Below are 13262 nucleotides of genomic sequence, written 5' to 3'. Positions count from 1 at the left end.
CTCAACATCAGCAGACTCCGGGTGGTCAACGGGACGGCGATTTTACCCGGAGGTGAGCCTGGTTTTTAGAGGTGCCCTTCAATCAGTACGATGCGCTGATCCGCCCGCTTGAGCAGTGGCTGCGCCAGCAGGGGGTGCATTTCGAGTTCGGTGCGCAGGTCGAGGACATCCAGTTCGAGGACTCCGCCCGCGGCCGGCGGGCGCGTGCCATCGCCTACACGCAGCAGCAGCGCCCGCACCAGGTTCATCTGCAGGGCGACGACCTGCTGCTGATCACCCTGGGCTCGATGGTCGAGGGCAGCACCTTGGGCAGCATGCACACGCCCGCGCCCGCGCCGGTCGAGCCGCCGCACGGGGCCTGGGCGCTCTGGCAGCGCCTGGCCGAGCGCTATGCCGACGTGCTCAGCCGGCGCAGTCCACCTGGATGTCATTTACGGTCACCCAGCAGACCGAGGCCTTCTTTGCGCAGATGGAGCGTTTTACCGGCAACCGCGCCGGCACCGGTGGCCTGGTGACTCTGCGTGATTCCAACTGGTTCATGTCGGTGGTGCTGGCGTACCAGCCACACTTTCGCAACCAGCCGGCCGGGGTGCGGGTCTTCTGGGGCGATGGCCTGCAGCCGGACCGGCCCGGCAACTTCGTCCACAAACCGATGCTGGACTGCACGGGCGAGGAGATTCTCATCGAGCTGTTCTCGCACCTCGGCATGCTTGAGGCGCTGCGCCCAGAGCTCGCGCAGATGAACTGCCTACCCTGCCGGATGCCCTACATCGACAGCCAGTTCCAGCCCCGGCACACCGGCGATCGGCCGCCGGTGATGCCGCCCGGGGCCAGAAACTTCGCCTTTATCGGTCAATTCGTGGAGCTGGCCGATGATTGCGTGTTTACCGTGGAGTATTCCGTGCGCAGTGCGCAGCAGGCGGTGTATGGACTGCGCGACCCGGCGCGCGCGCCCACCGCGCTGTACCACGGCGAGCATGACCCGCGGGTGCTGCTCGCCGCGCTGGCGGCGTTAAAGCGCTGAAACGACCGTTCATGCAAATAAGTCTGGGCTTTCCCGGGAATATGCGTATAGTCGCCCCACTGCTTTGCGATGGCTTCTTCGATACTCGGTTTGATGCTTCACAGATTCATCTCCTTGGTTCGTTTTCGCTAATTGGCGTCTCAGTCTCGGCCCCGACCCTTTCGGTGTCGCGGTCTCAAATCTACCTTGGAGATACATCATGTCTACACGTCAAACCGGCACCGTCAAATGGTTCAACGATGAGAAAGGCTTCGGCTTCATCACCCCGACCGACGGCGGCGCAGACCTGTTTGTTCACTACCGCTCGATCGAAAGCAACGGCTTCAAGAGCCTGAGCGAAGGTCAGTCGGTCTCCTTCGTGCCGACTAAAGGCCAGAAGGGCATGCAGGCTGATCAGGTTCAAGTCAGCTAAGGCACCCGCCTTCGAAAAAAGCCCCGCGTGCGGGGCTTTTTTTCGTCTGCACGATCGCCCAGACCTCAGCCGATCAGCTCGCGCAAGGCCTTGCCCGGCTTGAACGATACGGTGTTGCTGGCACGAATCTTCACAGGCTCGCCCGTCTGCGGATTCTTGCCCATGCGGGCACCGCGATGGCGCTGCAGGAAGGTGCCAAAACCGACCAGCGTGACGCTGTCCTGACGGTGCAGCGCCTGAGTGATTTCCCCAAAGACCGCCTCAAGCACCCGATGGGCCTGCTCACGGTTCAGGTCGGTCTTTTGCGCCACAGCGGCGACGAGTTCCGGTTTACGCATAACTGCCTCATGACATTGTTCTTGTTGTTGGATGTACGCAGGCCCGGTCAGACTCCCTGTCAGTGACTGCCGAACCCGCACCCGGCAGCGGGCCCCACACAGCGCATGGGGCCTGACAGGCCGCCAGGATGGCGCAAGAATCGCATGTCCCCCCGGCCCCGCGCCAGCCTGGCCCGGCAATCACTGGCCGGTCACCGCCCGGGGGCGTGCTAGACTGAATGCCCGCTCACCACCCCCTGCACCTGCCGTGTCCGAGTCCACCTCCGTCACCCCGCGCTGGCAACCTTGCGAGCACCTCGATCCGCCACCGAGCCCCCTGCAGCGCGACTGGCTGCTGGAAGCCGGCTCGCTGACCCGGCGTCTGACCCTGGCCAGTAGCAACCGCTTCAGCGTCGAGCCGCTGCAGGAAGGCTGGGCGAGCCTGCGGGACGATGAGTGCCAGGCACTGGAGGTGCCCGCCGGCAGCGAAGGCTGGGTGCGCGAGGTCTACCTGCTCGGCGCCGGCCAGCGCTGGATCTTTGCCCGTAGCGTCGCCACCCGCCCGGCGCTCGAAGCCAGCGGCTTTGCCCTCGATCAGCTGGGCAAACGCTCGCTCGGCCACCTGCTGTTCAGCGACCCGGCCTTTGCCCGCGGCGCGCTCGAGCTGTGCCGCTACCCCAGCGCCCTGCTACCCGCTGACTGCCGCGGTACTCCGCAACCATGGGCGCGCCGCTCGCGGTTCTGCCGCGGGTCGCTGAGCATTCTGGTGGCCGAAGTATTCCTGCCGGCCTTCTGGATCGCCGGCCAGCACGGCTGACCCCTCACCCGCCCCGGAGCGTCCGCCATGTTCGAAATCCGCCCGATGAACCCCGAACACTATCGCCAGCAGACCCGCCGCAGCGCCCTGGTGGTCATCGTGATCTTCGTCGCGCTGGCCATGCTGCTCTCGGGCCTGGCCGTACTGTTCTTTGGCACCCCCGGGGGCGACAACTTCCGCCTGAATCTTGGCGGGGTGCTGGCCGGACTGCTCACCACCCTCGCCCTGGTGCGCCTGCAGCTGTGGTCACAGCCGTGGATGGCCTGTGCGGTGTACGGCTGGCAGCTCAAACGCAGCCTGATGCAGGTGACCAATCGCCTGCATCAGGTGCGCGCCGGCGTGGCGGCTGGCGATCCTGCCGCCATGCGCCTGCTGCGCTTCTACCATCTGGGCCTGACCCAGATGCACCAGCTCGACGGCAACAGCAGCGAGCTGAGCAGCCTGGTCGCGGAGATCAACCAGCACAGCGAGGCCATGCAGGCCCAGGGGCTGGACATCGACCAGCCGCGTCTCGATCCCGCCTGGCTGCAGGCGCTGAGCGCGCCGCGCCGCTGATCCCCCTTTCGCGGCCACTCTCCGGCCGCCCCGCTTGCGAGGTTCCCGATGCTGTCCCCCCTGCTCGATGCCCTGGCCCGTACCCACCCACGGGCCCGTGACTTCATTGCCCTGACCCGCCTGGACCGGCCGATCGGCATCTACCTGCTGCTCTGGCCGACCCTCTCGGCGCTGTGGATCGCCGCCGAGGGCCTGCCGCCACTGGCGCTGATCGTCATCTTCACCCTCGGCGTGATCCTCACCCGCTCGGCCGGCTGCGCGATCAACGACTATGCCGACCGTGATTTCGATGGCCACGTCCAGCGCACCCGCGACCGCCCGCTGGCCAGTGGGCTGCTGCGTCCCCGCGAGGCGCTGCTGACTTTCGCGGTGCTGATGGTGGCCGCCTTCGCCCTGGTGCTGCTCACCAACCCGTTCACCGTGCTGCTGTCCTTCGGTGCGGTGGCGATGGCGGCGCTGTACCCGTTCATGAAGCGCCACACCCATCTGCCGCAGCTGTTTCTCGGCGCGGCCTACTCGTGGGGCATCCTGATGGCCTTCAGCGCCACGCGCGGCGAGGTGCCGGCCGCCGCCTGGCTGCTCTACGCCGCCAACCTGCTGTGGACCATCGCCTACGACACCTACTACGCGATGACCGACCGCGACGACGACCTGAAGATCGGCGTCAAGTCCACCGCCATCCTGTTCGGCCGCGCCGACCGGCAGATCATCCTCGCCCTGCAGGGCCTGCAGCTGGCCTGTCTGGCGCTGGCCGGGCACGCCTTTGGCCTCGGGCTGCTGTTCGAGATCGGCCTGGGCACCGCGGCCGGCTGCTACGCCTGGCAGTACCAGAGCACCCGCAGCCGGGAGCGGCTGGTCTGCCTGCAGGCGTTTTTGCACAACCACTGGGCGGGGCTGGCGGTGTTTGCCGGCGTGCTGCTCGACCAGCTGGCGCGTTGACGCCCAGGCGCCGGGGCACGCGGATCTGTCACACCGCCGTAACAATTTGGTTATGTAATGCCTGGCATATTGGCAAACATAGCGAGAGATCCCCCCATGGCAGGCAAGTCCATCCTCATCGTTGACGATGAAGCACCGATCCGCGAAATGATCGCTGTCGCGCTGGAAATGGCCGGCTATGAATGCCTGGAGGCGGAAAACGCCCCGCAGGCCCACGCCCTGATCGTCGATCGCAAGCCGGACCTGATCCTGCTCGACTGGATGCTGCCGGGGACCAGCGGCATCGAGCTGGCCCGGCGCCTCAAGCGTGACGAGCTGACCGCCGGCACGCCGATCATCATGCTCACCGCCAAGGGTGAGGAAGACAACAAGATCCAGGGGCTGGAAGTCGGCGCCGACGACTACATCACCAAGCCGTTCTCGCCCCGCGAGCTGGTCGCGCGCCTCAAGGCGGTGCTGCGCCGCGCCGGGGTCAGTGATGGTGAGACGCCGATTGAGGTCGGTGGTCTGGTGCTTGATCCGCTCGGCCACCGGGTGACCCTGGATGGCACGCCCGCCGAGATGGGTCCGACCGAATACCGCCTGCTGCAGTTCTTCATGACCCATCAGGAGCGCGCCTACACCCGCAGCCAGCTGCTCGATCAGGTCTGGGGCGGCAATGTCTACGTCGAGGAGCGCACCGTCGATGTGCATATCCGCCGGCTGCGCAAGGCACTGGGCGAGCGCTACGAGCACCTGGTGCAGACCGTGCGCGGCACCGGTTATCGTTTCTCCACCAAGAGCTGAGCCACGGGCCCCTGACGGGCCTGCTGCACCGACTCGCTGCACAAGGATCTTACGGTGAATCTGGACTGGCGCACCCTTCTGCTTCGCCGCCTGCTGAGCGTGCTGGCCATCAGCCTGCTGCTCGGGCTGATCAGCGGCGAATACGCCTGGAGCCTGGTGGCCGGGCTTGGCTTGTACCTGTACTGGAACCTCCGCCAGCTGGTGCGCCTGTACCTGTGGGTCAAGCATGCCGGCCCCGACGAGCTGCCGCCGGAAAGCAGTGGCCTGTGGGGTGAGGTGTTCGATGCCATCTACCACCTGCAGCGGCGCAACCAGCAGGCCCGTGGGCGCTTGCAGGCGGTGATCGACCGGGTCCAGCAGTCCACCGCCGCGCTCAAGGATGCGGTGATCATGCTCGATGCCCAGGGCAATCTGGAATGGTGGAACCAGGCGGCGGAAACCCTGCTCGGCCTGAAAAGTCCGCAGGATGGCGGTCAGCCGATCACCAATCTGGTCCGCCACCCACGCTTTCACGAGTACTTTGCCCAGAACCACTATGCCGAGCCGCTGGAGCTGGTCTCACCGGTCAGCGAGCGGATCCGCCTGCAGTTTCAGGTCACCCTCTACGGCAACGGCCAGCACCTGATGCTGGTGCGCGATGTGACCCGCGTGCATCAGCTGGAGCAGATGCGCAAGGACTTCGTCGCCAACGTCTCCCATGAGCTGCGCACGCCGCTGACCGTGCTGAGCGGCTATCTGGAAACCCTGCTCGATCACGCCGACAGCCTGGAAGCCCGCTGGCGCCGGCCGCTGCAGCAGATGCAGCAACAGAGCCTGCGCATGCAGAACCTGCTCAGCGACCTGCTGATGCTGGCCAGCCTTGAAGCGCGCGACTACCCGGCCGACAACCGGCATGTGCCGGTTAAGGCCCTGCTCGCCTCGATCCGCAGCGATGCCCTGGCGCTCTCCGCCGGCCAGCATGTGATCGAGCTGGAGGCCGATACCGGCCTGGCCCTCAAGGGCAGCGAACTGGAGCTGCGCAGCGCTTTTTCCAATCTGGTGTTCAATGCGGTCAAGTACACCCCGGCGGGCGGCACCATCCGGATGCGCTGGTGGCGGGATGAGCAGGGCGCGCATCTGGCGGTCAGCGACAACGGCCCGGGCATCGAGGCCAAGCACCTGCCGCGCCTGACCGAGCGTTTCTACCGGGTCGATGCCAGCCGCGCCGCCAACACCGGCGGCACCGGGCTGGGGCTGGCAATCGTCAAGCATGTGCTGATCCACCACCGCGCCAACCTCAGCATCGACAGCACCCCCGGGCAGGGCAGCACCTTTACCTGCCACTTCTCGTCCGCCCAGCTCAGCCAGGCCGCGCAAGATCCGGAGGACTGAGCGGCGCGCCTCAGCGCTGCAGCCGATAGCCGAAGTTGCGCTCGGTCTGCAGCGGCAGGCGCTGGCCGCACTGGCGCTCGACCTTGGCGCGCAGGCGACTGACGATCACCTCCAGCCGGTGCTTGTCGAACTCATCATTCGGCCACTGCAGCGCGCCGCCCAGCTCGGCGTAGCTGCACGCCTCGCCCTGACGCGCCATCAGCGTCTGCAGCAGGCGCTGTTCACTGAAAGTCAGCAGCAGGGTCTGGCCGTTCGGCGCTTCCAGGCACAGGCCATTGCCGGTCAGCTGCCAGGCAGCGGCGGGTGGCTCGCAGCTCGCGGCCAGCAAGACCGGCGGCGCGGCGTCCGGCTCGCGGGCCATCAGGCGGCGCAGGATCAGCGCCAGCTCATCAATATCGATCGGCTTGACCAGATAGGCATCCGCGCCCAGCGCCAGCCCGGCCAGCCGGTCCTCGCGCGCCGCGCGGGCGGTGACAAGCACGATGCCCATGCGACTATCATGGGCGCGCAGGTAACTGCAGACCTGCAGCCCGTCCTCACCCTCAAGACCAATGTCCAGCACCACCACCACCGGACTGGTGACCGCCAGCACGCGGTACAGCGCGGCCGCCGACTCGACCGCCTGCACCCGAAAGCCCTGGTGCTCGAGCTGGAAGCTCAGCTCCTCACGCAGGATCGGTTCGTCCTCGACGAGGACCACGGTATAACGGGAAGCCGGATCGTGCATGGGGCACTCCTGCAGCAGTACATCACAAAGGGTGGATATCTTGCCTGCGCCTTGCCTGCACCGCCATGACCCGCTGCTCACCCCGTCCAGGCGCCCGGCCTGTCTCTGGTTATGGGTACTGCTTCTGCTGTGGCCGGCCTTGGCCTGCGCGGCGCCGGCCAGCGTGCAACTGGCTGCCGATTTTCGCCACCTGAACCTCTACGGACAACTGCAGGCCAGCCCTCCCGACCAGGCTCCCGCCAGCCCGCAGGAGGCGCTAGCGGCTTTTCGGGCCGGCCAGTTCGTTGCCCTGCCCGGCCATCTGGGCCGTGGCTATCGCAGCGACAGCGTCTGGCTGGCCTTCGAGCTGGACGCCCGGGCGGCGCCCATCGAGCAGGTGGTGCTCGACATCGCCCCCTCGGTGCTCGACCGGGTGATCGCCTACCAGACCGATGGCAACGGTCAGCTGCGTCTGACGGGCATCGCCGGCGATCAGATCGCCTCAGCGCGCTGGATGCTGCCTGCCCTGCGCCCGGCCTTCCTCCTCGACCTCTACGACACACCGCGCACCACCGTGCTGCTGCACCTGCAGACCCAGAGCATCCAGGCGGCGATCGTCAAGCTGCACCACCCGGCGCTCTACCCGCTGCACGTCACCGGCCAGGGCCTGCTGCTCGGCGCCGTGCTGACCGTCAACCTGCTGATGATGCTCGGCGCCCTGGCCACCTTCGTGCTGCTGCGCGACCCGCTGGCGCTGTACTGGCTGGCCTATGTCGCCACCCTCTCGCTGGTCTGGGTGATCAACGACGGGCTGCTGACCCACCTGCTGGCGCCAAATGATCCGGCCCTGCTCAATCAGCTGACCAGCCTGTCGAGCAGCCTGCTGATCGCCGTCGGCTGCCTGCTCTTCACCCGCCTGCTGCGCACCCGCGAGTACCTGCCGCGGCTCTATCGCCTGCAGGTGCTCTGGGCGGGTCTTAGCATCGGCGCGGCCCTGCCGGCCACCTTGCTCGGCTTGCCGGCGGTGCTGTCCTGGGTGCTGGTGGTCAGCCTGCCGCTGTTCCTGCTGATGATCCTGGGGACCGCCTGGCAGATGCTGCAGCGCCAGCGCGAAGCGCTGCTGCATGGCCCGATCCTGCTACTGCACCTGCTCTCCACCCTGCTCTACCTGATCGCAGCCCTCGGCTGGATCGGCTACAGCGAGACCCTGCTCTGGCTCTGGCAGGCCGCCGGCTTCATCCATCTGCTGATGCTGCAGGTGACGCTGCTGCGGCGCGTGCGCCGCCGCCTGCAGGCCAGCGAACAGGCCCGGCGCATGGCCCTGCAGACCCTGACCGAAAACAACCAGCGGCTGGAGCTGATGGTCGAGGAGCGCACCGCACACCTGCAGCAAGCGATCGGCGACCTGCGCCATGCCGAAGCCGCCCAGACCCAGTTGCTGATGGTCGCCTGCCATGAGTTTCGTACCCCGGCGGCGATGATCAAGGCCTCGCTCGACTCGCTGCGTCTGCTCGATTGCGCGCTGCCCGGCGAGGTGCAGCGCCGGCTCGACAATATCCGCCGTACCGGCGAGCGGCTGAGCGATGTCGCCAGCAGCCTGATCAGCCATGAACGCCTGCGCCATCAGGCCCTGCAGCCGCAGATGAGCCGCTTCGATCTGGTCGCGCTGCTCGCGCGCGCCGTCACCGAGCATCCGCAGGTCGAGCGGCTGCAGCGCTGCCTGCCGCCCGGTCCGCTGCCCTGGCGGGGCGATGCCGGCCTGCTGCGCATCGCCCTCTACAATCTGATCGACAACGCCTTCGCCCACTCCCCGCCCGCCAGTCTGGTGAACGTCAGCCTGCAGGTCACCGCCAGCCAGCTGCTGCTGGAGGTCGATGATCAGGGCTGCGGGATTCCCGATGCCGACAAGGCCGGGGTCTTCGAGCGCTTTCGCAGCGGCAGCGACGAGCTGGGCCGCGGGCTTGGGCTGTACATCGTGCGCCTGATCGCCATCGCCCACGGCGGTGAGGTGCAGGCGCTGGACAATCAGCCCCGCGGCACGCGCATGTGCCTGAGCCTGCCGCGCACCACCGCGGAGCGGGCGACGGTACAAAGCTCTCACGCCCTGTGAGGTTTCGTGAGCCCATCGAGCCAGCAGATTGCCTAAGCTGTGAACAGCAGGCCAGACATCCCCGCCGTGACCGGCGACTGGAGTCGTGGCCCGCAGCGCACAGGAAATGCAGGCGATGAACACTCCCCCCGAGCACCCTTTCCTCAATGGTCAGCAGCCTGCCAGCGACGAGCAGGTTCTGGGTCAACCCCAGCGCGCGCGACAGAGCGTCACCATCCCCCGCGAGCTGTTCGATCGCGTGTGCCTGGCGCTCGATGATCACCTGAGCGCCGATGATCCGCTGCTCAGCGAACTGCTTCTGCTGCTGCTTGAACCGCCGTCCGAACCGTCCTGATTACGTCAGTCATCCCGGTAGATAAGGAGGCCCTGATGAGTATCCGAACCCTCAGCGAACTGCGCCGGGCACTCAGCGCCCAGGCAGCGCTACTGAGCATCGAAGGCCCGCTGGCCGAGCAACTGCAGGCCGCCGCAAGCGTGGCGACGCTGCATGCGGTCGAGGTGCGCGCCCTGCGCAACCTGACCACGGACCTGCGCCGCTCGCGCGATCGCTCCGCCCCCGCGCTGCTCGCCCAGCAGAGCGGGCTGGCGCCTGAAACAATCAGTGCCCTGCTGGTCCTGGGGCTGGCCACCTGCCTGAACACCTGGCAGCGCTATCAGCAGGTCAGCTATCAGGCCGACGCGCCGCGTCTGCTGCTGCAGCACCGCCGCACCCTGCCGCAGCTCGATACCGGCGAGGCCGACGCTGCCGGCAACCCCGCCAGCGCCGCCGGGCAATAGCCGTTACTCGCGGGTGCCCTGCACTTCCTGCTGCATGCGCTCAAGGCCCATGTGCCGCACGTCTGTGCCGCGCACCAGGTAGATCACCAGCTCGGCCAGGTTGCGGGCATGGTCACCAATGCGCTCCAGCGAGCGCAGTGCCCAGATCACGCTGAGCACCCGGGAGATCGAGCGCGGGTCTTCCATCATGTAGGTGACCAGCTCGCGCAGCGCGCTCTTGTACTCGCGATCGACATTCTTGTCGTACTGGGCCACCGACAGCGCCAGCTCGGCATCAAAGCGGGCGAAGGCGTCCAGCGATTCCTGGACCATCTTGCGCACCTGCTCGCCGATGTGGCGGATCTCCACGTAACCTCGCGGCGCCTCGCCGCTCTCGCACAGTTCGATGGCGCGCTTGGCGATCTTGGTCGACTCATCGCCGATCCGCTCAAGGTCGATCACCGCCTTGCTGATGCTGATGATCAGGCGCAGATCGGAGGCGGCCGGCTGGCGCCGGGCGAGGATGCGCACGCACTCCTCGTCGATGTCGCGCTCCATCTGGTTGATCTGCCCATCGACCTCGCGCACCTGCTGGGCCAGCCCCGAGTCGGCTTCGACCAGCGCGTTGACCGCATCGCTGACCTGCTTCTCGACCAGTCCGCCCATCGCCAGAAGGTGGCTGCGGATGTCTTCGAGCTCGGCATTGAACTGCGCGGAAATGTGATGGGTAAGGCTGTCCTTGTTGATCATGTGCAAACCCTCGGTGAAGCCGGATACAGGAACAGGCCGGGCCCCTCAGGGCAGCCGGCCGCGGTCTTGGCGAACGCCCGGACCCGCAGGCCCGGACAGGGCGCCGGCGGCAGGGGCCGGCGGCAGGCAATCAGGTGCCGCGGCCTTAGCCGTAGCGACCGGTGATGTAGTCCTCGGTCTGCTTCTTCGCCGGGTTGGTGAACAGGGTATCGGTGTCGCCGTACTCGATCAGCTTGCCCATGTACATGAACGCGGTGTAGTCGGAGACCCGCGCCGCCTGCTGCATGTTGTGGGTCACGATGACGATGGTGTACTGGCCCTTGAGCTCGTTGATCAGCTCCTCGACCTTGAGGGTCGAGATCGGATCGAGCGCCGAGCAGGGTTCGTCGAGCAGCAGCACTTCCGGGCGCACCGCCACGGTGCGGGCAATGATCAGACGCTGCTGCTGGCCGCCGGAGAGGCCCAGCGCCGAGTCATGCAGGCGATCCTTGACCTCATCCCACAGCGCTGCACTCTTCAGCGCCCACTCCACGGTCTCATCGAGCAGGCGCTTCTGGTTGATGCCCTGGATGCGCAGGCCGTAGACCACGTTCTCGTAGATGCTCTTGGGGAACGGGTTGGGCTTCTGGAACACCATGCCGACGCGGCGGCGCAGCTCGGCCACGTCCTCGCCCTTGCGGTAGATGTTCTGGCCATCGAGGCGGATCTCGCCCTCTACGCGGCAGCCATCGACCAGATCGTTCATGCGGTTCATGGTGCGCAGCAGGGTCGATTTACCGCAGCCGGACGGGCCGATGAAGGCGGTGACGCGATTCTTGGGGATCTGCATGTTGACGCCGAACAGCGCCTGCTTCTCACCGTAGAACAGGTCGAGGTTGTCCACATCGAGGGCGACTGGCTCACGGGCCAGATCCAGCACCTGACGCTTGCGGCCGAGCGCGTCGAGATCGACGCCATGGGTTGCTTGTTGCATGACTCACTCCGTTATGCGGGCAGGCCCGCGGCGCCCGGCGCCGCGCAGCGTGGCTTAGTGTTCCAGCGCCTTGTACTTCTCGCGCAGGTGGTTGCGGATGTAGACGGCACTGAAGTTCAGCAGGGCGATCACCAGCACCAGCAGCAGCGCGGTGGCGTACACCAGCGGGCGGGCGGCCTCGACGTTGGGGCTCTGGAAGCCGACGTCATAGATATGGAAGCCCAGGTGCATGATCTTCTGGTCCAGGTGCAGGTAGGGGTAGTTGCCGTTGAGCGGCAGGGTCGGCGCCAGCTTGACCACACCGACCAGCATCAGCGGCGCCACTTCACCCGCAGCGCGGGCCACGGCGAGGATCAGGCCGGTCATCATCGCGGGGCTGGCCATCGGCAGCACCACCTTCCACAGCGTCTCGGCCTTGGTGGCGCCGAGCGCCAGCGAGCCCTCACGCAGCGAGCGCGGGATGCGCGCCAGCCCCTCTTCGGTGGAGACGATCACCACCGGCAGGGTGAGGATCGCCAGGGTCAGCGAAGCCCACAGAAGACCCGGAGTGCCGAAGGTCGGCGCCGGCGCTGCCTCGGGGAAGAACAGCTGATCGATCGAGCCACCCAGCACATAGACGAAGAAGCCCAGACCAAACACCCCGTAGACGATCGACGGCACACCGGCCAGGTTGTTGACCGCGATGCGGATCACCCGGGTCAGCGCCCCCTGACGGGCGTATTCGCGCAGGTAGACCGCCGCCAGCACGCCGAACGGGGTGACGATCACCGCCATGATCAGGGTCATCAGCACGGTACCGAAGATCGCCGGGAACACGCCGCCCTCGGTATTGGCCTCACGCGGCTCGTCGCTGACGAACTCCCAGAGCTTGGCGGCATAGAAGCCGAGCTTGGCGAAGTTGCCCATGGCGTTCGGCTGGTAGGCGCGCACCACCTTATCGAGGGTGATTTCCTGCTCGCGGCCATCGGCGGTGCGCACGCGGATGCTGTCGCGGGCCAGCTGCTGCTGCAGCTCGATCAGCTGCGCTTCCAGGGCGCGGTACTCGGCATCCCACTGAGCGCGCTCGGCATCCAGATCCGCCTGGGCGGCGGCATCCAGACGACCGGCCAGCTCCAGCTGGCGGGTCTTCAGGCGCAGACGCTCAAGACCGTGGTTGATGCGGCCAATATCGACCTTCTCCAGACGCACCAGTGTGCGGTGCAGGTCTTCGCTGCGCGCAAGGCGGCGCTGCAGCTCGGCGAAAGCCGCCTCACCCTCTGCCACCGGACGACCGGCTTCGCTGACGCCCAGCAGGTAGCCATAGAAGTTGCCCCACTCGCGGCGCTCCAGCACCAGCAGCTCGGCCGGGGTGCGCGTTGCGTGCAGCCACTCGCCGACCACCCAGGTGAAGTCGGCGCCGAACACCTCGCGGTTACCGACCTTGAGCAGCTGACGGGTCATGAACTCACCGCCCTCGCTCGCCACCGGCAGGCCGCTGGCGGCCAGACGCGCACGCGGCACTTCCTCGCGCTGCACCACCTCACCGGCCATCAGGCGTGCTTCCTGACCGGGGATGCGGTATTCGGCTTCGATCACATCCGCCGGCCAGAAGTGGCCGAGGCCGCGGGTGGCGATCACCGCCAGAAGGCCCAGGGTCATGATCACCGCGATGGCCACCGCGCCGGCATTCAGCCAGACCCACGGCGCACCGCTCTTGAACCAGGTTTTCAGGGATTGCTGTTTCACGGACATCTACCTTTGAAGGCC

General features: G+C 66.9%; 16 protein-coding genes. 11 read left to right on the top strand and 5 right to left on the bottom strand.

Features of this window, described 5'->3' with window-relative positions; genetic code table 11:
* The first annotated feature begins 71 nt into the window (after positions 1–71).
* From MXC11_RS12190 to MXC11_RS09955, 3 genes are all read left to right on the top strand, one after another.
* On the top strand, positions 72–515 hold the full coding sequence (locus MXC11_RS12190) for an oleate hydratase (RefSeq protein ID WP_349665519.1): 444 nt from the start codon (positions 72–74) through the stop codon (positions 513–515).
* On the top strand, positions 425–1024 hold the full coding sequence (locus MXC11_RS09960) for an oleate hydratase (RefSeq protein ID WP_284060471.1): 600 nt from the start codon (positions 425–427) through the stop codon (positions 1022–1024). The genes MXC11_RS12190 and MXC11_RS09960 overlap by 91 nt, the downstream gene beginning before the upstream one ends.
* A 199-nt stretch (positions 1025–1223) precedes the next feature.
* On the top strand, positions 1224–1436 hold the full coding sequence (locus MXC11_RS09955) for a cold-shock protein (protein ID WP_250010050.1): 213 nt from the start codon (positions 1224–1226) through the stop codon (positions 1434–1436).
* Between the two features lie 65 nt (positions 1437–1501).
* Here MXC11_RS09955 and MXC11_RS09950 read toward each other — a convergent pair whose 3' ends face one another.
* Positions 1502–1774: an HU family DNA-binding protein gene (locus tag MXC11_RS09950; RefSeq protein WP_250010049.1), complete on the bottom strand. Its 273-nt coding sequence runs from the start codon at positions 1772–1774 to the stop codon at positions 1502–1504.
* 247 nt (positions 1775–2021) lie between these two features.
* Here MXC11_RS09950 and MXC11_RS09945 point away from each other — a divergent pair, with 247 nt between their 5' ends.
* The 5 genes from MXC11_RS09945 (at position 2022) to phoR (ending at position 6221) form a co-directional block, all read left to right on the top strand.
* Entirely contained in the window at positions 2022–2570 is a 549-nt protein-coding gene (locus MXC11_RS09945) for a chorismate--pyruvate lyase family protein (protein WP_250010048.1), read from the top strand.
* Between the two features lie 27 nt (positions 2571–2597).
* On the top strand, positions 2598–3125 hold the full coding sequence (locus MXC11_RS09940; RefSeq protein ID WP_250010047.1) for a DUF3087 domain-containing protein: 528 nt from the start codon (positions 2598–2600) through the stop codon (positions 3123–3125).
* 48 nt (positions 3126–3173) lie between these two features.
* The gene (gene ubiA / locus MXC11_RS09935; protein ID WP_250010046.1) at positions 3174–4064 is read left to right on the top strand and encodes a 4-hydroxybenzoate octaprenyltransferase; all 891 of its coding nucleotides are present in this window, start codon (positions 3174–3176) and stop codon (positions 4062–4064) included.
* Between the two features lie 96 nt (positions 4065–4160).
* Positions 4161–4850 (top strand): phosphate regulon transcriptional regulator PhoB, encoded by a 690-nt coding sequence (phoB, locus tag MXC11_RS09930; protein WP_250010045.1) that lies wholly within the window; start codon positions 4161–4163, stop codon positions 4848–4850.
* A gap of 54 nt (positions 4851–4904) precedes the next feature.
* Positions 4905–6221 carry a phosphate regulon sensor histidine kinase PhoR gene (gene phoR / locus MXC11_RS09925; RefSeq protein WP_250010044.1) on the top strand — a complete coding sequence of 439 codons (1317 nt, stop codon included), beginning with the start codon at positions 4905–4907 and terminating at the stop codon, positions 6219–6221.
* A gap of 10 nt (positions 6222–6231) precedes the next feature.
* On the opposite strand, the gene MXC11_RS09920 is transcribed toward phoR, so the two are convergent.
* On the bottom strand, positions 6232–6948 hold the full coding sequence (locus MXC11_RS09920; protein ID WP_250010043.1) for a response regulator transcription factor: 717 nt from the start codon (positions 6946–6948) through the stop codon (positions 6232–6234).
* Between the two features lie 40 nt (positions 6949–6988).
* Here MXC11_RS09920 and MXC11_RS09915 point away from each other — a divergent pair, with 40 nt between their 5' ends.
* From MXC11_RS09915 to MXC11_RS09905, 3 genes are all read left to right on the top strand, one after another.
* Entirely contained in the window at positions 6989–9037 is a 2049-nt protein-coding gene (locus MXC11_RS09915) for a sensor histidine kinase (protein WP_250010042.1), read from the top strand.
* Positions 9038–9152: 115 nt separating this feature from the next.
* Complete coding sequence (locus tag MXC11_RS09910; RefSeq protein ID WP_250010041.1) at positions 9153–9371, top strand: hypothetical protein; 219 nt, start codon at positions 9153–9155, stop codon at positions 9369–9371.
* A gap of 35 nt (positions 9372–9406) precedes the next feature.
* Positions 9407–9814: a hypothetical protein gene (locus MXC11_RS09905; protein WP_250010040.1), complete on the top strand. Its 408-nt coding sequence runs from the start codon at positions 9407–9409 to the stop codon at positions 9812–9814.
* Positions 9815–9817: 3 nt separating this feature from the next.
* Here the strand turns inward: MXC11_RS09905 and phoU are convergent, their stop codons facing one another.
* From phoU to pstA, 3 genes are all read right to left on the bottom strand, one after another.
* A complete protein-coding gene (gene phoU, locus MXC11_RS09900) occupies positions 9818–10543 on the bottom strand; it encodes a phosphate signaling complex protein PhoU (RefSeq protein ID WP_250010039.1) in 726 nt (241 codons plus the stop codon).
* A 145-nt stretch (positions 10544–10688) separates the two neighbouring features.
* Positions 10689–11516, bottom strand: a complete 828-nt coding sequence (pstB, locus tag MXC11_RS09895) for a phosphate ABC transporter ATP-binding protein PstB (protein WP_250010038.1) — start codon at positions 11514–11516, stop codon at positions 10689–10691.
* Positions 11517–11570: 54 nt separating this feature from the next.
* Positions 11571–13247, bottom strand: a complete 1677-nt coding sequence (gene pstA / locus MXC11_RS09890; RefSeq protein ID WP_250010037.1) for a phosphate ABC transporter permease PstA — start codon at positions 13245–13247, stop codon at positions 11571–11573.
* Positions 13248–13262: the final 15 nt, after the last annotated feature.

This window comes from Pseudomonas eutrophicaquae (assembly GCF_023544715.1).
Classification (GTDB): domain Bacteria; phylum Pseudomonadota; class Gammaproteobacteria; order Pseudomonadales; family Pseudomonadaceae; genus Geopseudomonas.
Note: the sequence above shows the minus strand (reverse complement) of the source record. Positions and strands in the feature narration are given on the sequence as shown.